We start from the raw sequence: 25,268 nt of genomic DNA, 5'->3' as shown, positions 1-25,268 counted from the left end.
TGGGCTCAATGGCGTATTCGCCAAAGCCTAGGCTTCTACAGTGAGCACGTCCATTCCTTTTCGGAGCTTGAAACATGACCTTGCAGATCGGCTTTCTGTTGTTCCCCGGCATCCAGCAACTGGACCTTACCGGCCCCTATGATGTCCTCGGTTCGCTGCCAGACGTGAAGCTGCACCTGGTGTGGAAAGACCTCGCGCCGATCACCTCCAGCACTGGCCTGGTGTTCACGCCGACCATGACCTACGCCGACTGCCCGAACCTGGATGTGCTTTGCGTACCCGGCGGCGCCGGTGTGGGCCCATTGATGGAAGACCCGCAAACCCTGGACTTCCTCAAGGCCCAGGCCCAGACAGTGCGCTACATGACCTCGGTGTGCACCGGCTCATTGGTACTGGGCGCGGCAGGGTTGCTGCGCGGTCGCAAGGCCACCACCCATTGGGCGTACCACCACCTGCTCGCCCCGCTCGGTGCCATCCCCGTACAGGAACGTGTGGTGCGTGATGGCAACCTGTTTACCGGCGGCGGGATCACCGCGGGCATCGATTTTGCCCTGACTTTGGCCGCGGAGTTGTACAGCGAAGCGGCAGCGCAACTGGTGCAACTGCAGATCGAATACGCGCCGGCCCCACCGTTTGACTCCGGCCGCCCGGAGACGGCGCCCAGGCATGTGCTGGAGGAAGCCAACAAGCGCACGGAGGAGTCACGCAAAGTGCGCGGGGAGATCGTGGCGCGGGCGGCTGCGCGGTTGGGGTGAAGTTGGATTTCTCACGTCCGGTCGCTGAATTTGCAGCGACTGAAGGTCCGTGGGAATGAACCGGTTTCAACGCTTGAACGTGAGGTAAGTCCTAGTCCGCTGTACGAAACTCCTTTTGATTCTTTCGGTGCTCAACGGCTGTCCAGTCGTAGCCAGTCTTTCGACTGACCTGGTAGTCGCGGCAAAGCTGGCCAAAGGTATCTCTTTCAGTCAAATAGGTGGCCGTTACCGCAGGAATGAATATGTGCTCGGTCTGATACCCGGTGTCGGCTGGCAGGCCGCCATCGCAGGCAAGCCAGCTCCCACAGTTGGATTGCGGGGTGTCTGGTAGATGAGCATCGGCTGTCGGGCCGTTGCGGGAGCAAGCTCCCCCGCCACAAAGAAACTTGCTTGGCTTCCCGCGTGTGTTCAGGCAGGACGTGACATCACCGCCAAGCGCACGGCCAACGCCGTCAGCACCGCTGCCAAGCCCCACTTCTGCAGCCAGGCGCTTTTGGTGCGTTTGGCGAAGAAACGACTGAGCGCCCCGCCAAACACGCCCAACAGCACATGAAACACACTGGCGATCAACGTCAACACACCGCCCAGCACCATCAATTGCAAGGCGATGGGCCCCGCCTCGGGCCGCACAAACTGTGGCAGGAACACCATGAAAAACAACAACGCCTTGGGGTTGAGCAAACTGTTGAGCATGGCCTGCAGAAACACTCGGCCCAACGCCACGCGGCCGACGTGAGCGGTGTCCAGGCCGGGGCGTTTCTGCAAGGTTTTGAAGGCCAGCCACAGCAGGTAGATCACGCCTGCATATCGGATCAGGTCGAATGCCGGCGGCCAGTTGGCGACCAACGCCGTCACCCCCATGGCGGTCAACGCTGTCAGCAACAGGTCGGCCACGCCAATGCCCAGGGCCGAAGCAACGCCGCCGCGCCAGCCATGGGTGACGCCCTGACTGATGACAAATGCCATGTTCGGCCCCGGTGACAGCAACAACAGCAACACAGCGCCGGAAAAAACACCGAGTGTGACAAGGCTTATCATGGTTGAACCGTCCGCTGGAAAAAAAAACAGATTAATCGGCGCTTGCAGGCCCTACAAAAAATTGTGCTGGATACATTGCTCACGCAGCGAACCGAGTGATTGCTGAATGCCACGACCAACGTCTAGAATGCGAAACATTATCAATTAAGCCTGCTGCGCCAGGATGACCATGTCGAGCGATCACCCACTGGACCCTGCTGCCATCGGCCAGCTATACCAAGCCCACCATTCATGGCTGCGCGGCTGGTTGAGCCGGCGCACGGGCTGCCATGAGCGCGCCGCTGACCTCGCGCAGGACACCTTCGTGCGCCTGCTCAACGCGCGTCAGCAACAGACTTTGCAGCAGCCGCGCGCGTATCTGAGCAGCATCGCGCGCAGCTTGATGATCGACCAATACCGGCGCCGCGAACTGGAACGCGCCTACCTGGAAAGCCTGGCGCACTTCCCGCAAGTAGAGGTGCCGAGCGAAGAAACAAAGCGGCTGATCCTCGACAGCCTGGAGCGCATTGACCGTTTGCTCGACCAGCTCAAGCCGAGGGTGCGCGAGGCGCTCCTGTTGGCCCAATTGGACGGCCTTACCTGCCCGCAGATCGCCTTGCGCCTGGGCGTGTCCAAGGCCACGGTGGAACGCGACCTGTCCAAGGCGCTGCACGCCTGTTACCGGTTGCGCTATGCCGACTCCTGACTCGCACCTGGTCGACCAGGCCATCCAATGGATGATCAAGCTGCGCTACAACACCGCCGACGACGCCAGCACCGCGGCCTTTGACCAGTGGCTGCACACCAGCGAGGCGCATCAACAGGCCTGGCAACGGGTCGCCACCCTGAATGACGATTTCAACCACTTGCCGGCGCATGTCAGTCGCCATGCACTCGACGGCGCACGCCAGCACATCAGCCGTCGTGAAAGCCTGAAACTGCTCGGGCTGTTTGCCGGCGCCGCAGGTTTAGCCTGGCTGGGCCGCGACTACACGCCCCTGCCCGCCTTGATGGCGGACTACCGCACCGCCACTGGCGAGCGGCGCTGGGTAACGTTGGAGGATGGCAGCAAAGTCCAGCTCAACAGCGCCAGTGCCGTCGACATTACCTCCAGCGCCGAACAACGGCTGGTGAACCTGCGCCAGGGTGAAATATTGATCAATACCGGCGCCGACCACCGCCCGCTGTGGGTGCATACCCGCGACGGATACCTGCGCGCCGTCGGCACGCGCTTGCTGGTGCGCGAAGAACCCCAAGGTACCCTGCTGGCCGTGCAACAGGGTGCGGTAGCGGTGTTTGCCGATCGCCATGACGGCGCCGCACGCCAGGTGATCAAGCCAGGCGAACAGGTGATGTTCAACCGTAGCGGCATTCGCCCTTCCCCCAATAACGGCCTGGACCCCTGGGCCTGGAGTGACGGCGTGATCAGCGCCCACAACATGCGCCTGGACGACTTCCTGGCCGAACTGGGCCGCTATCGCAATGGGTTGGTGCGTTGCAGCGAAGCCGTGGCAGGGTTGCGAGTTTCGGGCACTTACCAACTGGAGGACACCGACCAGGTGCTCAAGTTGGTCACTCAATCGCTGGCGATCGATGTGACCTACCGCAGCCGCTACTGGGTAACCGTCTCCGCTCGGGTGTGACCGGCCGAAAATAAATGAGGTGAATTCTCATTGCCATTCGACCTGTAAGGAAGGGCCGATCAACAGGCCGGTTTGTCCACTTCCTTCAGGAGCATCCCGCGGTCATGCAAGCGTTCCCCTCCAAACGTTCTCTTCTCAAACACGCGGTGCAGGCCGCCCTCCTTGGCGCCTGCCTGGGCGGCGGCGTCTTGCCGCTCGCCGTGATGGCCGACTCCGCTAGCGCTGATACCCAGGTTCGCGCATGGGCGATCGCCCCCGGCTCCCTTACCTCGGCACTGGATCAATTTGCCCGTCAGGCCGGCATCAGCTTGTCCTACGATGCCACCAGCGTTGCCGGTAAAACCAGCACAGGCCTGAGCGGCAACTTCGATCGAGAACAGGCCTTGGGCCAGTTACTGCGCGGCCAGGGCCTGCAAGCCCAGCGCCAAGGCAAGGATATCTGGCTGCTGTTGCCACAAATGGCCGACACCGGTGCCCTGAACCTGAGCGCGACCACGGTGACCGGCCAACGCCTGGGGGCCCTGACCGAAGGCACCGGTTCTTACACTACCGGCGCGGTCACCATCGGCAAAGGCCAACACAGCCTGCGGGAAACGCCACAGTCAGTGAGTGTGATGACCCGCCAATTGATGGACGATCAGAATGTCACCACCATTGACGATGTGATGGAACGTACACCAGGGATCACCACCTACGAGTCGCCCATGGGCGGCAAGTATTTCTATTCCCGTGGATTCAAGATGCTCGGCCAGTACCAGTACGACGGCGTACCGCTGGACATGGGCAAGGACTATGTGCAGGCGGACAGTTTCAGCGCCAACATGGCGATCTATGATCGCGTGGAAGTACTCAAAGGCGCAGCCGGCATGCTCAAGGGGGCCGGCACGGCCAGCGGTGCGGTGAACTTCGTGCGCAAGCGGCCACAGGCCACCCCGACCTCAAGCCTGATGCTGTCCGCCGGCACCTGGGACAACTACCGCGCCGACGTCGATACCGGTGGCCCGCTCAATGACAGCGGCACCGTGCGCGGCCGCGCGGCGTTCAGCCAACAGGATCGCGGCTCCTACATGGACATTTCCAAGCGCCAGGACCAAGCCTTCTATACCGCACTGGACGTCGACCTGAGCCCCGACACAACCCTGGGCGTGGGAGCCAGCTACGAAGACGTCGACGCCAGCCCCTGTTGGGGTGGCTTGCCGCGCTATAGCGATGGCAAGAGCGCCAGGTTAAGCCGTTCCACCTGCCTGGGCCAATCCTGGAACGACTGGCAAAGCCGACGCACGACGTTCTTCGCTGACCTCACCCATCACTTCAATGACGACTGGCAAATCAAAGTCGCCGCTGTGCACAGCCGCAACCTGCAAGACACCAAGTACGCCGCCAGCGAAGGTACCATCGCCTATGGCGCCCCAACCCCCACCGCCAACTCCTACGCAGCATTGATGGACTATGAGCACAAGGACTTCGGCCTGGACGCTTACATCGATGGCAAGTTCCAAGCCTTTGGCCTGGAACACGAACTGATCCTTGGGGCCAACGGCAGCCGAGGCACCCAGGATGACGTATTCGCGATCCAGAACCTGCCCACGCGCCAGAGCATTTATCAGCCCGACCACCACTTCCCCGAACCAGCCAATGACACCTTCTGGCCAAACATGTACCGCGGTGGCACGGTCAAGGAAACCGCTACCCAGTATGGTACTTACGCCACCTTGCGCCTGCGCCTGGCCGAGCCCTTGATGTTCATCGTGGGCAGCCGTGTGAGCTGGTACGAAAACCGTCGGCAGTCCAACACCCTGGGTTGGGGCGAGTGGAGTGTGCAAGATGCGCGCACCAAGGAATCCGGTGAAGTCACGCCGTTTGCCGCTCTGATCTACGACCTCGACGAACACCTTTCCCTGTACGCCAGCTACGCCGATATCTTCCAGCCGCAGAGCTCTTATGCCACCGCCGACGGCGCGGCACTCAAGCCCAAGATGGGGGACAACTACGAGCTGGGTATCAAGGGCGAATGGTTCGACGGGCGTCTCAACAGTTCCATAGCGTTGTTCCGGGCCACAGAGAAAAACGGCGCCGAGACTGACTTCCTGAGTTTCTGCCCAACTTCGTCCGATGGCTACTGCTATACCGACACTGCCAAGGTCCGCGCCCAGGGCGTCGAAGCCGAAGTCAGCGGCCAGTTGCTCGAACGTCTGCAAGTCTCGGGGGGCTACACCTACACTCAGACCAAATCGCTTAAAAACATTGATACCGCCATCGAAGGAGGCGCGTCCAACACCTATGTACCCCGCCACATGTTGCGCATGTGGGGCGATTACCAGCTGGATGGCGCGCTGTCCAAATGGAGCGTGGGTACGGGGGTCAATGCCCAGAGCGGCAACTATCGCATGCAGCAGGGCCTCAAGCTCGAACAGGCCGGCTATACGGTTTGGGATGCACGATTGGCCTACCGCGTAGATGACACCTGGACCGTCGCCCTTAACGCCAAGAACCTCTTCGACAAAAACTATTACCAAACCGTGGGCACAGCCTCATGGGGCAATTTTTATGGCGAACCGCGTAATTTCACGGTCAGTCTGAAAGGCACCTTTTAACCCGCTCAATCCTCTGGAGGGCAGGCGCCTGGTGCGTTGCGCCCTCTTTTCCTACGCCTCCCCGGGGCCCGTCAAAAAAGTGTTTCCTGACAAACAGGAAAATTCACACTTTTGTTCCTACACTCAAAATCACACCCCGAGACCGGGTCCTCTTGCACAAGGAATGTCAACAAAATGACACAAGAAGGAACATTTAAAGTGTCTATGATATCATCGCTGAAACAAGGTCAAATTATTGACTGAAAGAGAAAAGGAAGTCCTCCTGTAGTAGCCACTGCCCTTGCAAAATTCTTTCATTTGGAGCGATCCATTCGAAGGAAGGGATGCGTTTTACCCAGCGTAGTCCGCTGCCGTCTGGTTCAGACGACCGAATAGAACGCCTGGTGTGCAATGAGGGATGTTTGTATGCGAGAGAAGTCGTCAGTTGTCAGCTTGTTTTTGACCCGAGCAGGGTTTGTCGAGTTTTTTGTGGTTTTCGTCAAGCTGGTCCACGGTCTGACGGCCATTTTCCCACCGCTGGTCCTGGCGCTTTTCCTCGACCCGATGGCCCCTGAAATGCGTTCGCACTTTCTGGGCTTGCTGCTGTTTTTTGCGGTATTGACCATCATTCTGTTCCAGGCCCTGGGCATTTATTCCGAGGAACTGTTCAGTAATCGCTTGCGCCTGCGCACCAATATCGTGGCCTGGTCCTCCGCATTCTGCATCCTGTTGTTCATGTACCAGATCCTGCAGGTATTTCCGCAATTGAACCCGCGCAACCTGGTGGTGTGGTATATCGCCAGCTTGACGATGTTCTGTGCCGAACGCCTGGTGATGCTACGCCTGTACCGCAAACTCATGCGCAAGGGCAAATACCTGCAACGCACAGTGATCCTGGGTTTCACTGACACCGCCGTGCATGTCGCCGACCACTTGCAACGCAACGGCGACATTCGCTCCGGGCTTATCGGCTTTATTGACGACCGCACCGAGCGTATTCCCAAGGAACTGAGCAGCCTGCCGCTGTTGGGCAATACCCGCGACCTGGAAAAACTGATCCGCGCCGAACAGGTCAACCAAGTGATGATCTGCCTGCCCTGGGCTGCCGAGCAACGCATTCACGGCCTGGTCAATCGCCTGCGGCAAATGTCGGTGAACGTGATGCTGGTGCCCGACATGGCTGCCCTGCGCTACGGCCATAGCCGGATCACAGACGTGGGCGGCATCCTGATGTTCAATACCTCGCAGTTGCCGCTGCGCGGTTGGTCGCCGTTTATCAAGCGTTGCGAAGACCTGCTCCTGGCGAGCATCACCCTGGTGCTGGTGTCACCGGTGATGCTGGTCACGGCCATTGCGATCAAGCTCGACTCCAAGGGCCCGGTGCTGTTTCGCCAGAACCGCTACGGCTATAACGACAACGAAATTCGCGTGTTCAAGTTCCGCTCGATGTACACCGACCAGAGCGACTTTACCGCCGAACGCCAGACCACTCGTGAAGACCCGCGCATTACCCGGGTTGGCCGCATCATCCGCAAGACCAGCATCGATGAGCTGCCGCAGTTGTTCAACGTGCTGCAGGGCAACATGTCGATGGTCGGCCCGCGCCCTCATGCCACCGCCACCAAAGCCGCCGGTATTCCGTTCGAAGTGGCTGTGAGCGAATACAGCTCGCGCCACCGGGTCAAGCCCGGCATCACCGGTTGGGCGCAGATCAACGGCTACCGGGGTGAAACTGACACCCTGTTCAAAATCCAGAAACGCGTCGAATACGACCTGGAGTACATCTCCAAATGGTCCGTGTGGTTCGATTTGTACATCGTCTTCATGACGGTCCCAGCCGTCCTTTCCACCAAGGAAGTCTATTGATGAATACACTCAACGGATTAATCCCCTGCATTATTTCCGGTGGGTCAGGCACGCGGCTGTGGCCGGTGTCCCGGCAGAACATGCCCAAGCCATTCATGCGTATGCGTGACGGCCAGAGCCTGCTGCAGAAAACCTTTCAACGTGCCGCACGCCTGCCCGGCGTGGAAAGTGTGCTGACCGTCACTAATCGCGACTTGCTGTTTCGCACCCTGGATGACTACCGCGGAGTCAACCAGGCCAGGCTGCCTCTGGACCTGTTGCTGGAGCCGTTCGGTCGCAATACCGCAGCGGCCATTGCGGTGGCGGCACTGCACGTGCAGGAGCATTTCGGTGGCGACGCCCAGTTGTTGGTGATGCCAGCCGACCATCTGGTGCTGAATGAAACCGCGTTCGCCGACGCCGTGACCCAGGCACGCGAGTTGGCCGAAGCCGGCTACCTGGTGACCTTCGGGATTCAACCCGATCACCCGGAAACAGGCTTCGGCTATATCGAAAAAGGTGACGCCCTGAGCCTGGGTAACCGGGTCAAGCGTTTCGTCGAAAAACCCGACCTGGCCACGGCCCAAGCCTACCTCGACGGCGGCAAGCACTTGTGGAATGCCGGCATGTTCTGCTTCAAGGCCGGTACTCTGGTGGACGAGCTGGCGACCCATGCTCCCGACGTACTGGGGGCCGCTCGTGCAGCCCTCGAGCAGAGCCAGCACCTGCAAAACAGCACCTCGCGCCAGCGTGAACTGGGCAGCGAGGCCTTCGGCACCGCGCCAGACCTTTCCATCGACGTGGCGTTGATGGAGAAGTCCACGCAAGTGGCCGTGGTGCCGTGCGACATCGGCTGGAGCGACATCGGTTCCTGGGAAGCCCTGCGCCAGCTCACGCCCAGCGATGCCCAGGGCAACCAGGTCAATGGCGAAGCCATCTTGCATGACGTGCACAACTGCTATATCGACTCGCCCAAACGCGTACTCGGTGCCGTCGGCGTGCGAGACCTGATCATCGTCGATACCCCCGATGCCCTGCTGATCGCCGACGCCAACCGCAGCCAGGACGTGCGCTACATCGTCGCCGAACTCAAGCGCCAGAACCATCCGGCGTTCAGCCTGCACCGCACCGTCACCCGGCCGTGGGGAACCTACACCGTGCTGGAGGAAAGCAGCCGGTTCAAGATCAAGCGCATCGTGGTCAAGCCCCAGGCATCGCTGTCGCTGCAAATGCATCACCACCGCAGCGAACACTGGGTAGTGGTCAGCGGTGCCGCGCAGATCACCAATGGCGAGCGCGAATTTTTGATCAACGCCAACGAATCGACCTACATCCCGGCTGGGCACAAGCACCGCTTGACCAACCCCGGCATCATCGACCTGGTGATGATCGAAGTGCAGAGCGGCGAATACCTGGGCGAGGACGACATCGTACGCTTCGATGACATCTATGGGCGCGCGCCCGCAGAGAAGAAATGACATGCGCACCTCGCTGATCATTCCAACCCGCAACGCGTCCAGTCATTTGACGCGACTGCTGCCCGCGCTGCAGATGCAGACTCTGCAACCGGACGAGATGCTGGTAGTCGACAGCGCGTCCAGCGACGACACCGTGGCGCGCTTTCGCGAATTTGGCGCGCGGGTCGAGGTTATCGACGCACGCGACTTCAACCACGGTGGCACACGGCGCTGGGCCAGTGAACACACGAGCGGTGACGCACTGATCGTGATGACTCAGGACGCAATCCCGGCCGACCCCGAGACCTTCGCCAACCTGCTCGAAGAATTGCAACAAGACCCACTCAACGGCGTGGCCTACGGCCGGCAATTGCCGCACCCTGGCGCTGGCGTGCTGGGAGCCCAGTCACGCCACTTCAATTACCCCGCCCAGAGCCGCACCAAGAGCCTTGCCGACGCTGCGCAGTTGGGGATTAAAACCTGCTTCAGCTCCGACTCGTTTTCAGTCTACCGGCGCAGCGCCCTGCAGGCCGTGGGTGGCTTCCCCGCCGATGTGATCGGCAGTGAGGATGCCTACGTCGCGGCGCGCATGCTGCTTGATGGCTACAAGGTGCGCTACGCCGCCACGGCGCGGGTGTACCACTCCCACGATTACCGACTCATGGATGAGTTTCACCGCTACTTCGACATTGGCGTGTTCTACGGTCGCGAGCCGTGGATTCGCCAAGCCTTTGGCGATGCCGGCGGTGAAGGTAAACGCTATGTACAGGCTGAACTCGCAGCGTTGCGCGCAGCCGGTGCATTGCACCGCGTACCCGAAGTACTGGTGCGCAGCGCGTTCAAATTGCTCGGCTATCGGCTGGGCCATCTGGAACGCCGCCTACCCCTCGCCCTAAAGCGGCGCATCAGCATGTTTCCCGGTTATTGGAGGTGAGCATCATGACCTACAGGAAGTCCCCCTTGATGAAAAGAACTATGCTCGTCCTGGCCATGATGGCACTGGCCGCCTGCAATACCCCTGCACGTATCGTCCCCCCCGACGGCAAGACGGTCGAGGACGGCAAGCGCGCTCTCGACCAGCTTGCGCAGCTGCCGCCGGCGGTAGAGCGTATCCGCATCGGCGATCAGTTGCGCATTGTGCGCGATGCCGGTGAGATGCCAACGCTGTCGGCGTTCAACGTCAGCACCATCTATGAGCTGACGCTGTACACCGTGCAAACCGATGGCAAGATCAACTACCCGTTCCTGGGCCCGATCCAGGTAGCCCGTCGCACGCCAGCCGAGGTGGCGAACGAGCTGAGCAACAAGCTTGCGCCGGTGTATCGCGAGCCACGGGTGACGGTGAACATCAACCAGGCACCGGGCAACTCGATCATCGTCGGCGGTGCGGTAAACAACCCGACCACGGTGCCGATCGCCTCGGCCAACACCCTGGAACAAGCCATCGTCGGCGCCGGCGGGGTGAACCCGGCGGGCAACGCCAGCATGGTCGCACTGTTGCGCGAAGATACCCAAGGCACCTACCGCGCTTACTTCCTGGACTTCAGCCAATACCTCAAGACCGGCCCCAACGGGCGTAAACAAGTGCCGCTGCAGCGGGGAGATGTGGTGTTCGTGCCCAAATCCAACGTGGGCGAGCGCATCCAGGGCGTAGATACCTACTTGAACCAGTTGATCCCATTCACCAAGTCGATCGGGGTTGGCTACAACTACACCCGAACCAGCGGCGGCAGTAACTAAAGGAGCGACATCCCATGATCGAGATCCGTTCTTTTCGCGATCTTCTGCGCTTGTTCTTCATCTTCCGGCACGAGTTCAAGCTGGCGGCCATCGCGGCGCTGGTGATCATTCTGCTGGGGGCCTTTTTACTACCAGCCAAATACGAGTCCACCGCACGCTTGCTGGTCAAGCCGGGGCGCGATTCGACGCTGCCCATTGAGATCAGCAACCGCCAGGCGCTGGTCATGCCGAGCACTCAACGCGACCCGATTGTCGATGAGGAACGCCTGCTGACCGGTCGCCCTATCGTGCGGGCGGTGGCCGAGCATTACCTGGAAGTCATCGACAAAATGCCGCCACCGGAAGGCCTCTGGAAGCGCACCAAGTACTACGTCAAAAGTGGTATCGGCGCAGTGTTCGACGGTGTGCGCGTGGTGCTGGAAACCGTGGGCATCATTGAACAGACCACACCGGTGGAGCGCCTGGCCGCCAGCCTGGAAAAAAACTTCGACGTCAGCCACGCGGCCGGTTCCACCGTCATGGACATCAGCTTCAAGTGGAGCGACCCGGAAATCGCCCAGGCGGTGGTCAAAAGCTGGGTCGAGACCTACATCAACGAACGCACCCAGGCCCTGGGACGCAAGAGCCTGTATGCCTTCTATGAAGGCCAGGTAGCCAACAGCGCTACCGAAATCAAGAGCTACAAGGAGCAGATTCTTGCCCACTTGAACCAGATCGGCGCGGCAAGCATCACCGATCGCCTGGAGGATTTGTCCGAGCGCATCAACGTGCTGCGTGGCGAAACCTTCAATACCACGCGCTTGATTGCCTCGTCCGACAGCGCCCTGGAGAGCACCCGCACTCAGCTCAAGACCCAACCCAAGGAAGTGACCACGGTACGCCAGATTGCGCTGAACCCGCAGCAGCAGGACTTGCGTCGCCTGCTCAACCAGAAGTTGCTGGAAAAGGCCGACATGATGCGCACCTACACCGACAATGCGCCGCCGGTCAAAGCCCTGGATGCGTCGATCCGCGCCATGCAGGCCCAGGTCGCGAATGAAAGCAACACCGTGCAAAGCTCGGAAAACCGTGCGCCGAACACCCTGGAGATCCACTTGCAGCGCGTGCTGCTCGATGAGTCCAGCAACAACTCGGCACTGCGTACACAACTGGTGCAACAGCAGAAACAACTGGTGAACCTCGAGGCGCAACGCAAGGAAGCCCTGGAGATTGAACCGGAGCTGGCGCGCCTGTCCCGTGAACTGAGTGCCACCGAGCGTAACTATGCGCTGTATGTCGATAACCTGGAAAAATCGCGCATCGACCGTGAGCTGGATAACAGCCAGATCAGCAACATCGCGGTGATTGAGGAGGCCACCCTGAACCCTGGCCGAATCTTCCCTAAAACCCTGTTGATGCTGTTGTTGGCGATCCCGTTTTCCATCGTGGTCGGCTTGCTGGTGATCTACCTGTGCTACCTGCTCGACCAGCGCATCCATGACGGTGGCCTGGTGGAACGCAAGTTCGGCCTGCCGCTGTGGACCACCCTGCCAGAACTGGATACCAGTACCGCACAAGGCACCAACGCATTCAACGCGAGCATCTACCGGCTCTACGGTCTGCTGCAGTTGGACCGTATCACTGAACGCGGCCTGACCCTCGGGTTGACCTCCGCGCGCCATGGTGAAGGGGTGACGTTCGTAGTGGAACAGTTGCGCCAGTTGCTTCAGGAAAACGGCATTACTGTGCGTGTCGGCGGTGCGGCCCCGGCGGCGCCGGGCGAAGTGGTACTGCTGGATGCCTCGGCGCTGCTGGACAACCGCGATGCCTTCGTCAATCTGCGTCGCGCCGACCTGATCGCCCTGGTGGTGGAGGCGCAGAAAAGCACGGTCCCGGTGGTGGAGCATGCGCTGTCGATCCTCAATACCGCATTCGGCAAAGTGGACGGCATCATCATCAACCGGCGTAAATTCGAAGTGCCGGCCAAGGTGCTGCAGACCATCGCCAAATATCGGGGGGCGTTCTGATGCGCATCGCCCTGCTCGCGCCTTTGCCGCCGGAAAAAAATGGGATCGCCGACTACGCGAACCATTTCAAGACGGCACTGGAGCAGCTGGGCGTGACGGTGGCGACACCGTTGAGCGGCGTCGAGGGCACCAGCATCGCGATCAAACAGGCCATCGGTGCATTCGACTGGCAGAGCGTGGACCTGGTCCACGCCGAGCTGGGCGGCGGCCGGCTGGGGGAGTTCCTGGCGTTGCGCGAGTTGCGCAAGGCCTATCCCAACCTGCCGCTGACGGCCACCGTGCATGACCCCGAGCGCATGGTATGGCGGCGCGAGCAACTGCCCTTCCCGCTCAATCTGTTGGAGCGCTTGCCCAGCCCGTTGCCGCAAGCGGCGGTGGTGCTGGCAGACCCGCTGACCCTGCGTGAAGAGCGGCAGGTGGCCCGCGGCCTCACAAGACTGATCACCCTCACCCGCCTGGGCGCCGATTGCCTCAGCCAACGCATGCAATTGCCCGCAGGCAAAGTGGCGGTGATCAACCATGCCAACCTGGCGATTGCGGCGGTGGCGCTGCCGCCCCTGGATACGCTGCACCTGCTGTATTTCGGCTTTATCTACCGGGGCAAAGGCATTGAAGACCTGTTACAGGCCCTGGCCGCAGTTTTCCAGCAAGCCCCCCAATTGCGTGACCGTGTGCGCCTGACCCTGGCCGGTGGCACTGCCGCCGAAATGGCGTTTGGGGCTGGCGGCAATTACCTTGAACAATTGAACCGCCAGATAGCCGACCTTGGCCTGTCTGGCTCCATCGACTGGCGGCTGAACCTGCCGGCCAGCGAGATTGCGCAGACGATACAGGCGCACCACGTGATGGTGCTGCCGTATCGCGAATCGAAAAAACTCGGCCTGCTGGGTCGCCAGCGCGGCACCAGCGGCGCGTTGTCCTGGGCCGCCGCGTGCGGGCGCGGGGCGATTACTTCGGATGCACGGGCATTTGCCGAAGAGGTTGCCAGCGGGAACGGCGCAATCTATCCCCAAGGCGACGTCGCCGCGTTGAGCGCGCAACTACTGCGCCTGGCACAGACCCCGACGCTGGCCAGGGACTGGGCCGAACGCGCCGCGCACATTGGCGGCCAACGCCTGTGGCCACTGACCGCACGGCAGTTCAAGCAGCTTTTTGAGCAAGCGATTGCGGGGGCCCCTTATGGTGCGTAAACGTACGTACTTGGCCACGCTTGCACTGGTGGCGGTCATGGGCGTTACCGTCTTTATCTGGGGGCGCCCGGCCGATGCCGAGAGCCATGTGCTCAAGGGCAACAAGGTGCTGGTGTGGAAGGATTTCCTGGGAGTGAACGCGCAGTTCCTGTGGTTCAGCCCCCAGCGTTACCAGATGCAGATCGACCGTCTCAAGGACCTGGGCTTGCAGTGGGTACGCCTGGACCTGCATTGGGATCGGTTGGAGCCGGTGGCTGATCAGTACCAGGTGGCCACGCTGGACGAACTGGTGGCCAAGTTGCAGGACAACCAGCTCAAGTCGGTCTTCTACCTGGTGGGTTCGGCGCCCTTCATCACCACAGCGCCCGTGGGTGCGCCGTATCAGGACCAGTACCCGCCCAAGGACCCGAATGTGTTCGCGATCCGCATGGCGCTGTTGGCCCAACGTTATCCCAGCGTTGATGCCTGGCAGGTGTGGAATGAACCGAATCTGCTCGGCTTCTGGCGCCCCGTGGCCGACCCGGCCGGCTACGCCGCCCTGCTGAAAAGCAGCGCAGCGGCCCTGCGTGCGGTCAACCCGAATAAACCAGTGGTGGCGGCTGGCCTGGCGTTTTTCAGCGAGATGCCCAACGGCCAGACCATGCTCGACGCCTTCGATGCCCTCGGCGTGCCCAGCCTGAACACCGTGATGTCCTATCACCCTTACACCCAGTTGCCCGAAGGAAACGACCCCGCCAACCTGGACTTCGTCGCCAAGACAACTGCGCTCAACCAGAAACTGCGCAGCAATGGCGTCAAGACGCTGTGGAGCACCGAATGGGGCTGGTCAGCGTACACGGGGCCCAAGGAAGTCCAGGACATCATTACCCTGCAAGGCCAGGCCGACTATGTGCTCCGCCGCCTGGCCCTGATGAGCGCGATGGATTTCGACAAGATCTTCCTGTTCACCTTGAGCGACCTCGACCAGCGCGCCAGCGTGCGCGACCGTGCCTACGGCTTGCTCGACCTCGATGCCAAGCCAAAACCGGTCTACACCGCCCTGAAGCATTTTCTCGACGTCAGCGGACCGCAATTGACGCCTGGCGACCCACCCGCCGCCGATCAACTGCCCGAGGGCCTGTTCAGCATCGGATGGACCCGCGCCGATGGTCGCAAGCTGTGGTTCTTCTGGTCGGCAAAAGGCGGTAATGCGCACCTGCCGGACCTCGCCAACGCCACCCTGTATGACCCGCTGCGCGGCACGCAAACCCCAGTGAGCGGCACCAACGGCTTGACCGTTGCGGTCAAGCCGAACCTGCAAATTCTGTTATGGGATTGAAACCCGTCATGCGCATTTTATGGATCCTGCCCTACTCACCCTGGCCCGCCACCAGCGGCGGCAAGACGCGTCAGTTCCACCTGCTGCGCAGCCTGGCGGCCCGGGGGCATCGGATCACCTTGCTCCTGCATGACAAACACCCGGTATCGCTGACCGATCGCCAGGTACTGGAAGCCTTTCTCGAGCAATTGATCATCTTGCCCCGCCGCCCACTGCGCAGCGTGAAGACCCTGGTGGCCGGACTCTTTGCACCCTACCCCTTGCTGGCCAGCGTGAATGGGCTGTCGGGGGCGTTGCAGGACCGATTCAACCAACTGCTCAATGAGCACTGGGATGTGGTGCAAATAGAACACAGCTACAGCTTCCAGCCGTATGAAGACGCCCTGGTGCGCAAGTCCCAGCCCTTCGTGCTCACCGAACACAACGTGGAATCGGCCCTGGGCGCGGCCACCTATGACCGCCTGCCGAGCTGGGCGCTGCCGTTCATTCGCTACGATCAATGGCGCTATATGCGCTGGGAACGCCGGGTAATGCGCCAGGCTACCCAGGTGGTAGCAGTAACCGACAGCGATGCACAGGTGATGCAAGGCATCGCCGGCAAACCGGTGCCGGTGGTGGTCAATGGCGTGGACTGCGACCACTTTGCCGCTGCACACCCAGATCCATCGACACGCCGTGTACTGTTTCTCGGAAACTATGAGTACGCGCCCAATGTGGATGCGATCGAGTGGGCCCTGGATGAAATCCTGCCCAAAGTCTGGGAGCACTGCCCGGATGCGCGCATGAGCGTGTGCGGTTTCGGCATGCCCGACGGCTGGCGCGAGCGCTGGCAGGACCCCCGCATTGAGTGGCAAGGCTTCGTGCCGAACCTGCTGAGCCTGCAATCGAGTTGTTCAGTGTTCCTGGCACCGTTGCGCCATGGCGGCGGCTCCAAGCTCAAAGTGCTGGAAGCGCTGGCGGCCGGCCTGCCCCTGGCCAGCACCGAGCAGGGCGTGTCGGGCCTGGACCTGGTCGACGGCTTGGACTACCTCGCAGGGCAAACCGCCGCTGACCTGGCGAATGCTGTAGTACGCCTGCTGCAATTCCCCGCGGCCGCAGCGCCCATGGGCGAAGCCGGGCGCGCCTATGTGCGGCGCGCCCATGACTGGAGCGTGGCCGCCAGCCAATTGGAGCAGGTGTACGCCAGCCTGTCGCCGCTCACTCAAAAGGAGCCTGTATGCGTGTAGGCCTGGATTACCGCACCGTCGGCACCTCGCCGCAATCGGGTATCAGCCGCCAGGTGTATGCCCTGGAAAGCGCCTTGCGTGCCTTGCCGGGTATCGAATTGGAACGGTTTACCGTGGCCCCGCTGGGCGACCAGACACGCTTGCAGGCCCACTGCCCGACCTGGGGTTGCGCGAAGACGGCGATGCATCAGCCACAGAATCGCCTGCGTTTCGAAGCCGGCTTTTTACCCCGGGCCCTGCGCGAACAACAGATTGACCTGTACATCAGCACCTTCAATATGGGCTTGCCATTACCACCCAAGCCCAAGGGGCTGCGCACTGTGGTACTGCTGCACGACCTGTTCCAGATCACTTTGGACAACTACCACGCCAATCGCCTCAAGGCCCTGGTCTACAAGACCAGCGACCGGCTGTCGATTGCCTATGCGGTGCGCAGCGCCGACCGCGTGTGGACACCCTCGCAATACAGTGCCGATGAAACCGTACGCCTGTTTCCCCAGGCGGCGGGCAAGGTGCGTGTGCTGCCCAATCAGGTGGATGGGTTCAATGAGCCGGCAGCAGACCTGTCCGATCTCCACTTACCCGAAGCCTTCTGGCTACTGGTGGGTACTCGCGAGTTGCGCAAGAACGTACCCTTTCTGGTGAAGGCCTGGCAGCAGGCGCGGCAGCAATCACCCGCTGTACCGGAATTGATGCTGGTGGGCAGCCTTGAGCATTTGCCCGAAGCACTGCGCGGGCTACCGGGAATTCGCGCACTCAGTGGTGTCACCGATGCCCAACTGCAGGCGTTGTACCGCCAGGCGTCCCGTGTGTGGCAGCCCTCCTACGCGGAAGGGTTTGGTTTACCGGTGATTGAAGCGCTGAGCGTCGGCACACCTGTGGCCGTGGCCAGCGGTACCTCGCTGGATGAAATCACCCCGCCGTCGGCGCCGCGGTTTTCCCCGACCGATGGTCCGGCGTTGGTGCAACTGATGCTGAGCCTGGGCGAGCGCAGCGACGAGTCTTCTGCAGAACAACGCAAGCAATGGGCCGAACGCTACAACCCAAACGCCTATCGTCGGCGCCTGGCCGAACTGATCGAGGAACTGAAATGAGACTCTCCCTGGCAAGCCTCGTCGCCATCCTCTTCGGCGTGCTGTTTGGTGCAGCCGCCCTGGCGCTGTCACCGGCCAAGGCCTTTCTCGCTGTGATGGGTGTTGCGGCAGCCGTGACCATCCTGCGCTTTCCCTTCTGGGGCTTGTTGCTGTTTGCCCTGGTCGCGACCTTCATGCCCTACTCCACCCTCAACCTGGGCATCCGCAGCACGGTAAGCGAAGCCATCCTGGCGCTGACCTGGGGCGCCGTGCTGTGGCACAGCTTCCTGTCACGCCTGCCCGATGCACCGCGCCTGGCACGCCGGCCCACCGACCAGATGCTGCTGTGGCTGATGCTGTTCAGCGTGTTCCCGTTTATCGTTGGCCAGGTGAGCATCCACGCCGAAAGCAGCGGCGTAGCCAACTGGCTGCGCTGGTTGTTGAACCTGTCTGGGGTGTTCCTGGCCGCCAAGCTGCTGGTGGACTATAAACGCCGCGAAAGCCTGGTGATCGCCTTACTGCTGGGCACTCTGGCGATGCTGGTGATGTCGATCGCCGTGTTCGTGCGCACGCGCTCCGGGGCAGGGATTGCGCCGATTCTCGCCCTTCTCAACTACGGCAACTTCGACATGTTGAAATTCGGCCTGGAAGCCATGTCGTCGCGTATGGGTTCACCGTGGATGCACCCGAACGCCATCGGCGGGATCATGGCGCTGTTGCTGCCCCTGGCGTTCTGTTACGGCATGACCGAACAAGGCTTCAAACGTGCGCTGGGCCTTGGCGTGGCGTGCCTGGGAGCGGCGGCGTTGCTGTTGGCCAGCAGCCGTGGCGCGATGGTCAGCCTGGCGCTGGTACTGATGTGGATGGCCACCCGTCGCGTGCCTTACACCGGACGCTTGTTGATGATCGGCGCGGCGTTGACCGTGGCCTTGGTAATGGCCTATCCACCGCTGCAGGAACGCTTGGCGACGATCTTTTCGTCGAGCAACGCCAGCACCGAAGTTCGTTTTGATGAATACCGCATGTTCCCCCAGGCCATGGTGGCGTATCCGTTCGGCATTGGCTTCAAGGTTGACCCTCCGGTACCGGGCACACACTTGCTGGGGATCTCCAACCTGTGGCTGAACTTTATCTACAAGACCGGCATCGTCGGCATGCTGCTCTTTATAGCCGTTACGGTGCGTTGGTGGCGTGAAGCCAGGCCGGAAAAAGGCCCGATCCGCCTGACCAAGGACAATGCCCTGTGGCTGGGCAGCACGGCAGGAATTCTGTCGGCGCTGGTCAGTGGGTTATTTGACCACTACTTCAGTTTTGCCGTCGTGATGGTCGCGCTGTTCTGGCTGATGGTTGGGATCAATGTGCTGGAAGCACGGCGCTTGTTCCCAGCGCGCCTGCCGCAGGTCAAGACTGTGGTTTTTCGCAAGCCGTTGCTTGATGGCGCGCGCCCCTGATGCTCGGTTCTGCCGTATGGCTGACCCTGGCGACCCTGCTCGGCCTGTGCCTGGGGTTCGCACGCGAATGGTTACTGGTGGCGGCCTGGGGCGCGGGGGAGCGCAGTGATGCGTTCTTGATCGCACTGTTCTTGCCCGAGGCGCTGCGAATGTCACTGGCCGGTGGCGTGTTGAGCGCCGCCGCGTTGCCGCTCTACTTGCAGCGCAAGGACAGCGAGCGCCTCGATTGGCTGGCCGTGTTGTTCCCGGCATTGCTGTTGGTTGCCCTGCTGGTCAGTCTGCTGCTGATGCTGTCAGCCCCCTGGCTGGTGCAGGTACTGGGCCCAGGGCTGGCGACCAGTGCCACCGCCCTGGCCGCCAGCAATTTGCAGGTCGTGGCCTGGTGCGTGCCAGGCTTGATGCTGCATGCACTGTTCAGTATTCCCTTGCAGGCCAGCGAGCGTTTTGTGCTGGCAGGGCTCGGCTCGTTGTTGTTCAACCTGCCGCCGGTGGCCTATCTCGCGTTGGCCGGCACGGCCAGTCAACCCCATAGCCTCGCCTTGGCCTGTCTCGCCGGTAGCCTGTTGATGCCTTTGGCGTTGCTGCCGTCGATTTGGCGTCAGGGCTGGCGGCCGTGGCGCATGCATCTGGCGGTTGCCCCCTTGCGGGAGTTGGGCCAGCGTATAGGCCCGCTGTTACTGAGCAACGGCGCCAGCCAGGGCTTGGCTTTGATCGAACGCCTGGTGGCGTCGCTGCTGGGGGAAGGCGCGGTGACCTGGGTCAACCTGGCCCGCAAGCTGATGAACCTGCCACTGATTGCGCTGATGAGCCTCAACCAGGTGCTGCTGGGCATGATGAGCCGCCGCCAGGGCGATGAACGCCTGGCCCTGCTCAAGCGCGGCCTGGAAACCGCCAGTGTGCTGACGCTGCCGGCCGGCGTCGGCCTGGTGGCGGCGGCGCCCAGTCTGGTGGCGTTGCTGCTGCCCAAGCAATCGGTTGATTCGCCTCTGCCACTGTTACTGGCATGGTTTGCCGTGCCCTTGGTGTTTGGCGCATGGAACGCCCTGCTGGCGCGCTATGCGTATGCCGCGGGCGATACGCGCCAGCCGCTGCGTTGTGAATTATTGGGCAGCCTGGTCAACGTGCTGTTGCTCTGCGCACTGCCGTTTGCATTTGGCCTGGCCGGTATTCCGTTGGCGGCGTTGGCTGGGGTGATCTGCACCGCGCTGCTGCTGATGCAGCGCCAGGGGCTGCTCACGGCACTGCCTTGGGCGCGGCACTGGCTGCTCGGCACGTTGATGCTGGGGCTGGCGGCGCTGGTGTTGTTCGGGTTGCAAGACGTATGGCTGCAATTGGGGTTGAGTACCCTGGCAGGTGCTTTGGTGTTGCTGGGCATGGGGCTGTGGCTTAGGCCGTGGCGCAAGGCGTGAATGATCGTTCGGGAAGACTTAGATGAAACATCGCTGGATTCAAATGGATATCGCCAAGGGCATTGGTATCCTGATTATTGTGTATGGCCACAGTTGGTTCGTCGCCACCTCGCTGGACTTGATGTACCCGATCCTGGCGTCGTTCGTGCTGCCGTTGTTCTTTTTCCTGTCAGGGGTGTTCTTCAAGCCCGAGCAACCGTTCGTGGAGATGGCGGTGCGCAAGGCCGATGGCCTGCTCAAGCCGTTTTTTTTCACCATGCTGCTGTACGTGATCGTACGTGACGTACTGCGGGGGCAACCGCTGCTGCCGGATATAGGCGGCGTGCTGTATGCCTCGGTGGACACTATCCCATGGCAAGCGCTGTGGTTCTTGCCGCACTTCTGGGTGGCGATTCTATTCAGCTGGCTGATGCTGCGGCTGATCCAGCGCTTGAAGCTGCCCCTGGTGGCCGCCTGCATGCTGATCGGCGTGCAACTGTTGCTAGGCATCTGGACGCTGCAATGGTTCTGGCAGATACCGGTGAGCGTCGGTGACCACACCTGGACGCTGCCCGGCCTGCCCTTCAGCCTCGACGTCACGCTGATCAGCAGCACCTACTTCATCTATGGCTACCTGCTGCGCGATTGGCTGCGCCGGCATGAAGGTTCGTTGCTGACCCTGTTGATCTCGGTGGTGCTGTTCGCCGCCGTGTTCATTTACAGCCACGACACCATGGACTTGGCCCAGCGACGCTACGACCACTGGCTGTGGACCAGCCTGCTGGCAGTGATCGGCGTGTACATTTGCTGGGCGCTGGCGCGGGTGTTGATGGTGTCGGCGCTGCTCACCCGAGTGATGACCTATATCGGCCAGTCCACCCTGATTCTGTTGATCTTTCATGGCGAAATCCAGCACAAGACGTTTGACCTGATGGAGCGCCTGGGCCTGCATCCGTTCATGGCGGCATGTGTAGGTTTGGTGGTGGCACTGTTGGTGCCGTTGCTGATAGGGGAAGTGATCAAGCGGGTGGCGTTCTTGCGGTTTTTCTATTTTCCGTTTCCGGTGCGCAAAGCGCCTAAACCGTAAAAGCACTACAGGACTAATGAGGAAGCGGGCTTGCTTGCCACAACAAGCCAGCTCCCACATGGGCCATGTAGTTCAATCATCAAGTTGCTGAGGCGCCGACTTGCTGACGGGTTTGCCAGGTTTGGCCCCCTTGGCCGGCGCAGCAGGCGCGGCAGGCTCAGGTTCTGCCACGGCAGCTGCTTCTTTTTCTGCCATCGGCATCTGGTCGATGGCGCTGAAGAATTCCTTCAGGTCGAGGCTGTCCGGCGGCACGGTTTTTTCGAGTTTCTTCTCGCCGTCCTTGCCGACCAGAATCACTTTGGTGCCGCTGCCGACGCCGAGCTTGAGGGCACGGATCAGTGCGTTGGTTTCAGGCGGCGTGAGCTTTTTGCTGTCTTTGGGATCCTTGGCGAACTTCTCCCCTTCGGCACCAATGCTGCCGAACTTCACGGTGTAGAACACCATGCTGCGCTCTTCGAAGGCCTGCTTGGTGGCAGCCTCTTCCAGTTGTTTCTTCAGCGTTGCCAGTGTCGGGTTTCCAGCATCAAGCTCCACGACCACCAGGGGGCGCGTCTTGCCCAATTCCTGCTTGAGCGGATTATCATCAGCGGCCAACAACGGCCCCGTAAAAGCCATCAAGGTAGCCAGGGTCAGCGACCGGATGAGCATGCGCACCTCCTTTGAATTCCATGCAGGGTTCTTGAGTTTCATGTCTGCGACAGCCAAATTCAAGGATGATTCCTACACCACTCTGAGAAGAGTAGGTCAGGAAGCCCGCTACGCAAGGGCTTGGACAGTGGCTCGGTCATTGTTTCTTCCGGTTACGAGACCTTCCACTGCGGCCAATGCCGGGCAAAAACGGGGGCCACGACAGGGTCAGCGTCTACCCGCTCCAGGCTCTGCGCAAAGCCCGGCGCCAGGTTGCCGAGCACCTCGCGCGCGTCGTCCCAACGCGACACCGCTGCCGCCATGATGCCCAGTGCATTCGGCGCGTTGCTCGGGGTAAACAGCTGGCCGGCAAACTGATCGGCAAACACGACCCAAGCCTGGTGCAGGTAGCGCCGTGTGCCGCTGACCAGTTGCGCTTGCTGCGCCTCATCGGCATTGCCCAACCAGCGTTGCGGGTAATCGATGATACCGATCGCCGAATAGCAGTTGGCGGCGATATACAGCAAGCCACGCAGGATCTGCGCACGATCGCCAGCCAGCAACTCGGCCTTGGGATACTCCAGGCCCAGGTGGATCAGGATCGCGGCGCTTTCGGTCAGTACCTGGCCATTTGGAGCGACCAGGGTGGGGATCTGCTTGAGTGGATTGATTCGTGCAAGCGCGTCGCTACCCTCGCCGTCCTGCCAGGAACTGGCCTGCACGCGATGCCACGGCACTGCGCAGCGTTGCAGGGCAATTTCGATCATGCAGGAGCCGGATTCGTCGGTGCCATAAAGGGTGTACATGGGCGTTTCCTCCTGAGCGATGGGCAATATCGAGCCTGTGGTCGGGTACCTAGAATAGCCCCATCTGCCCGCCTACCAGGGTACCGAAATCGTCATTCACGAACGGCAGGATTGCGTCAGCCACGGGCTGCAATTGGCGCGTGACGTAGTGCTCGTAGTCGATGGGTGCCCGCCGCACTTCCAGCGGTTCCGGGCCGTTGACACTGATCACGTAGCTGATCCAGCCACCCCGCTGGTACTGACGCGGGCGGCCCAGGCGATCGTTGTACTCGTCTGCCAGGCGCGCGGCGCGTACGTGGGGCGGGACGTTGCGTTCGTAGTCGTGCAAGGGCCGGCGCAGGCGTTTGCGGTAGATCAACAACTCATCGAATTCGCCGCTCAAGGTACGCCGCACATAGTCGCGTATGTAGTCTTGATGGGGTTGGCGATGGAAGATGCGTTGGTAGAGTTCCTGCTGGAATTGCCGGGCCAGGGGCGACCAGTCGCTGCGCACGGTTTCCAGGCCTTTGTAGACCATTTCTTCGCTGCCATCTTCGCGCACGACCAGGCCGGCATAGCGCTTTTTGCTGCCCTCCTCGGCGCCACGAATGGTCGGCATCAGGAAGCGACTGAAGTGGGTTTCGTATTGCAGTTCCAGGGCGCTTTGCAGGCCGTACTCGTTGCTCAGGTGCGCGCGCCACCAGTCGTTGACGTGCTGCACCAGCGCCAGGCCGATGCGATTGGCGTCCTGCGCAGAGTGCGCGCTGCCCAGCCAGACGAAGGTGGAGTCGGTGTCGCCGTAAATCACCTCGTACCCTTGGGCCTCAACCAGGGCGCGGGTCTGGCGCATGATCTGATGCCCACGCAGGGTAATCGAGGACGCCAGCCGGGTGTCGAAGAACCGGCAGCCGCTGGAGCCGAGCACACCGTAAAAGGCGTTCATGATGATCTTCAGTGCCTGGGACAACGGCGCATTGCGCTCGCGCTTGGCCTCTTCGCGGCCTTCGGACACCCGCGTGACGATGGACGGCAGGCAATGCCGGGTGCGGGAGAAGCGCGCTCCGCGAAAGCCTTCCACCGAATCGCTGTCGTCGGGATGCTTGAGGCCTTCGATCAAGCCCACCGGGTCGATGAGGAAGCTGCGGATGATCGACGGGTAAAGGCTTTTGTAGTCCAGCACCAGCACCGACTCATAGAGGCCTGGGCGCGAGTCCATGACAAAACCGCCGGGGCTGGCTTGGGGCGGTTTGTCGCCCAGGTTCGGTGCTACAAAACCCTGGCGGTGCATCAACGGCATGTACAGGTGGGTGAAGGCGGCCACGGAGCCGCCGTTACGGTCGGCCGGCAACCCGGTGACGCTGGCACGTTCCAGCAGGAACTTGAGCAGCTCGGTCTTCTCGAAAATCCGCGTGACCAGTTCGCAGTCCTTGAGGTTGTAGCGCGCGAGGGCAGGCTTGTCCTCGGCAAACATGCGGTTGATTTCGTCCATGCGCTGGTACGGCGTGGAGATGTCCTTGCCTTCGCCGAGCAGGGTTTGTGCAACGTTTTCCAGGCTGAAGGATTCAAAACTCCAAGTGGCCGAACGCAGCGCTTCGATACCGTCGATGATCAGTCTTCCTGCCGCCGCCGCAAAGTAGTGATTGCGGCTACCGTGTTCGCGCCAGGCCATTGATTCCCCGCCACGTCCCAGCAACAGCGGCACGTTCAGGCGTTGGGCGTGTTCGTGGAGTACGCGCAGGTCGAACTGCACCACGTTCCAGCCGATGATCGCGTCGGGGTCAAAAGTGGCCAGCCATTGGTTGAGGTGTTCGATCAGTTGAGCGCGGGTGTCGCAATAGTCGAGCTTGAAATCCACGGCTTCGGTTTTGTTCGGCGGGCCGAGCATGTACACCTGGCGTTCGCCACAGCCTTCAAGAGCGATGGAGTAAAGATCGCCCTGGGCGGTGGTCTCGATGTCCAGGGACACCAGCTTCAAGGGAGGACGGTAGTCGGGGGCAGGCTTCATTTGCGCGTCGAGCAAGGTGCCGCTTGCATCAGCGGTGCCACCGAACCAGACGGGAGCGGTGATAAAACGCTCCATCATGTAG

At 61.3% G+C, this 25,268-nt stretch carries 20 protein-coding genes; 16 read left to right on the top strand and 4 right to left on the bottom strand.

Annotated features, from left to right (window positions below; all coding sequences use genetic code 11):
- Positions 1–74 precede the first annotated feature (74 nt).
- Positions 75–755, top strand: a complete 681-nt coding sequence (inhA, locus tag APH41_RS25590) for an isonitrile hydratase (protein WP_054922247.1) — start codon at positions 75–77, stop codon at positions 753–755.
- A 408-nt stretch (positions 756–1,163) separates the two neighbouring features.
- Here inhA and APH41_RS25585 read toward each other — a convergent pair whose 3' ends face one another.
- Positions 1,164–1,793 carry a LysE family translocator gene (locus APH41_RS25585; RefSeq protein ID WP_054922244.1) on the bottom strand — a complete coding sequence of 210 codons (630 nt, stop codon included), beginning with the start codon at positions 1,791–1,793 and terminating at the stop codon, positions 1,164–1,166.
- A gap of 169 nt (positions 1,794–1,962) precedes the next feature.
- Between APH41_RS25585 and APH41_RS25580 the strand changes: the two genes are divergently transcribed.
- The 15 genes from APH41_RS25580 (at position 1,963) to APH41_RS25510 (ending at position 21,769) form a co-directional block, all read left to right on the top strand.
- Positions 1,963–2,478: a sigma-70 family RNA polymerase sigma factor gene (locus APH41_RS25580; protein WP_054922242.1), complete on the top strand. Its 516-nt coding sequence runs from the start codon at positions 1,963–1,965 to the stop codon at positions 2,476–2,478.
- Positions 2,465–3,415 (top strand): FecR domain-containing protein, encoded by a 951-nt coding sequence (locus APH41_RS25575; RefSeq protein ID WP_054922239.1) that lies wholly within the window; start codon positions 2,465–2,467, stop codon positions 3,413–3,415. The genes APH41_RS25580 and APH41_RS25575 overlap by 14 nt, the downstream gene beginning before the upstream one ends.
- A 104-nt stretch (positions 3,416–3,519) precedes the next feature.
- Complete coding sequence (locus APH41_RS25570) at positions 3,520–6,009, top strand: TonB-dependent receptor (protein WP_054898219.1); 2,490 nt, start codon at positions 3,520–3,522, stop codon at positions 6,007–6,009.
- Between the two features lie 405 nt (positions 6,010–6,414).
- Positions 6,415–7,854, top strand: coding sequence for an undecaprenyl-phosphate glucose phosphotransferase (locus tag APH41_RS25565; RefSeq protein ID WP_054898218.1), 1,440 nt, complete (start codon positions 6,415–6,417; stop codon positions 7,852–7,854).
- Entirely contained in the window at positions 7,854–9,311 is a 1,458-nt protein-coding gene (locus APH41_RS25560) for a mannose-1-phosphate guanylyltransferase/mannose-6-phosphate isomerase (protein WP_034125833.1), read from the top strand. The genes APH41_RS25565 and APH41_RS25560 overlap by 1 nt, the downstream gene beginning before the upstream one ends.
- Before the next feature lies 1 nt (position 9,312).
- Positions 9,313–10,224 carry a glycosyltransferase family 2 protein gene (locus APH41_RS25555; protein ID WP_054898216.1) on the top strand — a complete coding sequence of 304 codons (912 nt, stop codon included), beginning with the start codon at positions 9,313–9,315 and terminating at the stop codon, positions 10,222–10,224.
- Positions 10,225–10,253: 29 nt separating this feature from the next.
- Positions 10,254–11,030 (top strand): polysaccharide biosynthesis/export family protein, encoded by a 777-nt coding sequence (locus APH41_RS25550; protein WP_034125835.1) that lies wholly within the window; start codon positions 10,254–10,256, stop codon positions 11,028–11,030.
- 14 nt (positions 11,031–11,044) lie between these two features.
- Entirely contained in the window at positions 11,045–13,036 is a 1,992-nt protein-coding gene (locus APH41_RS25545) for an exopolysaccharide transport family protein (protein ID WP_034125836.1), read from the top strand.
- On the top strand, positions 13,036–14,226 hold the full coding sequence (locus APH41_RS25540; protein WP_054898214.1) for a glycosyltransferase: 1,191 nt from the start codon (positions 13,036–13,038) through the stop codon (positions 14,224–14,226). The genes APH41_RS25545 and APH41_RS25540 overlap by 1 nt, the downstream gene beginning before the upstream one ends.
- On the top strand, positions 14,216–15,544 hold the full coding sequence (locus APH41_RS25535) for a cellulase family glycosylhydrolase (RefSeq protein WP_034125838.1): 1,329 nt from the start codon (positions 14,216–14,218) through the stop codon (positions 15,542–15,544). The genes APH41_RS25540 and APH41_RS25535 overlap by 11 nt, the downstream gene beginning before the upstream one ends.
- Positions 15,545–15,552: 8 nt before the next feature.
- Positions 15,553–16,770 (top strand): glycosyltransferase family 4 protein, encoded by a 1,218-nt coding sequence (locus tag APH41_RS25530; RefSeq protein ID WP_054922237.1) that lies wholly within the window; start codon positions 15,553–15,555, stop codon positions 16,768–16,770.
- On the top strand, positions 16,761–17,864 hold the full coding sequence (locus APH41_RS25525; protein ID WP_054898212.1) for a glycosyltransferase family 1 protein: 1,104 nt from the start codon (positions 16,761–16,763) through the stop codon (positions 17,862–17,864). Before APH41_RS25530 ends, APH41_RS25525 begins: the two co-directional genes overlap by 10 nt.
- Positions 17,861–19,294 (top strand): O-antigen ligase, encoded by a 1,434-nt coding sequence (locus tag APH41_RS25520; RefSeq protein ID WP_054898211.1) that lies wholly within the window; start codon positions 17,861–17,863, stop codon positions 19,292–19,294. Before APH41_RS25525 ends, APH41_RS25520 begins: the two co-directional genes overlap by 4 nt.
- Positions 19,294–20,703, top strand: coding sequence for a lipid II flippase MurJ (locus APH41_RS25515; RefSeq protein WP_054922234.1), 1,410 nt, complete (start codon positions 19,294–19,296; stop codon positions 20,701–20,703). The genes APH41_RS25520 and APH41_RS25515 overlap by 1 nt, the downstream gene beginning before the upstream one ends.
- A gap of 22 nt (positions 20,704–20,725) precedes the next feature.
- Positions 20,726–21,769: an acyltransferase family protein gene (locus APH41_RS25510; protein ID WP_054922231.1), complete on the top strand. Its 1,044-nt coding sequence runs from the start codon at positions 20,726–20,728 to the stop codon at positions 21,767–21,769.
- Positions 21,770–21,841: 72 nt separating this feature from the next.
- Here the strand turns inward: APH41_RS25510 and APH41_RS25505 are convergent, their stop codons facing one another.
- From APH41_RS25505 to APH41_RS25495, 3 genes are all read right to left on the bottom strand, one after another.
- Positions 21,842–22,417 (bottom strand): DUF4174 domain-containing protein, encoded by a 576-nt coding sequence (locus APH41_RS25505; RefSeq protein WP_034125844.1) that lies wholly within the window; start codon positions 22,415–22,417, stop codon positions 21,842–21,844.
- A gap of 152 nt (positions 22,418–22,569) precedes the next feature.
- Positions 22,570–23,202, bottom strand: coding sequence for a glutathione S-transferase family protein (locus APH41_RS25500; protein WP_054922229.1), 633 nt, complete (start codon positions 23,200–23,202; stop codon positions 22,570–22,572).
- 49 nt (positions 23,203–23,251) lie between these two features.
- The coding region (locus tag APH41_RS25495) for a DNA polymerase II (protein WP_054922227.1) at positions 23,252–25,268 on the bottom strand (2,017 nt) is incomplete at its 5' end.

It is taken from the genome of Pseudomonas sp. NBRC 111138 (assembly GCF_001320835.1).
GTDB lineage: Bacteria > Pseudomonadota > Gammaproteobacteria > Pseudomonadales > Pseudomonadaceae > Aquipseudomonas > Aquipseudomonas paracarnis.
This window is presented reverse-complemented; position numbering and strand designations above follow the sequence as displayed.

Excerpts from the sequence above, each read along its gene's own strand:
- inhA (WP_054922247.1), top strand. The coding sequence starts at position 75 with ATGACCTTGCAGATCGGCTTTCTGTTGTTCCCCGGCATCCAGCAACTG.
- APH41_RS25585 (WP_054922244.1), bottom strand. The coding sequence starts at position 1,793 with ATGATAAGCCTTGTCACACTCGGTGTTTTTTCCGGCGCTGTGTTGCTG.
- APH41_RS25580 (WP_054922242.1), top strand. The coding sequence starts at position 1,963 with ATGTCGAGCGATCACCCACTGGACCCTGCTGCCATCGGCCAGCTATAC.
- APH41_RS25575 (WP_054922239.1), top strand. The coding sequence starts at position 2,465 with ATGCCGACTCCTGACTCGCACCTGGTCGACCAGGCCATCCAATGGATG.
- APH41_RS25570 (WP_054898219.1), top strand. The coding sequence starts at position 3,520 with ATGCAAGCGTTCCCCTCCAAACGTTCTCTTCTCAAACACGCGGTGCAG.
- APH41_RS25565 (WP_054898218.1), top strand. The coding sequence starts at position 6,415 with ATGCGAGAGAAGTCGTCAGTTGTCAGCTTGTTTTTGACCCGAGCAGGG.
- APH41_RS25560 (WP_034125833.1), top strand. The coding sequence starts at position 7,854 with ATGAATACACTCAACGGATTAATCCCCTGCATTATTTCCGGTGGGTCA.
- APH41_RS25555 (WP_054898216.1), top strand. The coding sequence starts at position 9,313 with ATGCGCACCTCGCTGATCATTCCAACCCGCAACGCGTCCAGTCATTTG.
- APH41_RS25550 (WP_034125835.1), top strand. The coding sequence starts at position 10,254 with ATGAAAAGAACTATGCTCGTCCTGGCCATGATGGCACTGGCCGCCTGC.
- APH41_RS25545 (WP_034125836.1), top strand. The coding sequence starts at position 11,045 with ATGATCGAGATCCGTTCTTTTCGCGATCTTCTGCGCTTGTTCTTCATC.
- APH41_RS25540 (WP_054898214.1), top strand. The coding sequence starts at position 13,036 with ATGCGCATCGCCCTGCTCGCGCCTTTGCCGCCGGAAAAAAATGGGATC.
- APH41_RS25535 (WP_034125838.1), top strand. The coding sequence starts at position 14,216 with ATGGTGCGTAAACGTACGTACTTGGCCACGCTTGCACTGGTGGCGGTC.
- APH41_RS25530 (WP_054922237.1), top strand. The coding sequence starts at position 15,553 with ATGCGCATTTTATGGATCCTGCCCTACTCACCCTGGCCCGCCACCAGC.
- APH41_RS25525 (WP_054898212.1), top strand. The coding sequence starts at position 16,761 with ATGCGTGTAGGCCTGGATTACCGCACCGTCGGCACCTCGCCGCAATCG.
- APH41_RS25520 (WP_054898211.1), top strand. The coding sequence starts at position 17,861 with ATGAGACTCTCCCTGGCAAGCCTCGTCGCCATCCTCTTCGGCGTGCTG.
- APH41_RS25515 (WP_054922234.1), top strand. The coding sequence starts at position 19,294 with ATGCTCGGTTCTGCCGTATGGCTGACCCTGGCGACCCTGCTCGGCCTG.
- APH41_RS25510 (WP_054922231.1), top strand. The coding sequence starts at position 20,726 with ATGAAACATCGCTGGATTCAAATGGATATCGCCAAGGGCATTGGTATC.
- APH41_RS25505 (WP_034125844.1), bottom strand. The coding sequence starts at position 22,417 with ATGCTCATCCGGTCGCTGACCCTGGCTACCTTGATGGCTTTTACGGGG.
- APH41_RS25500 (WP_054922229.1), bottom strand. The coding sequence starts at position 23,202 with ATGTACACCCTTTATGGCACCGACGAATCCGGCTCCTGCATGATCGAA.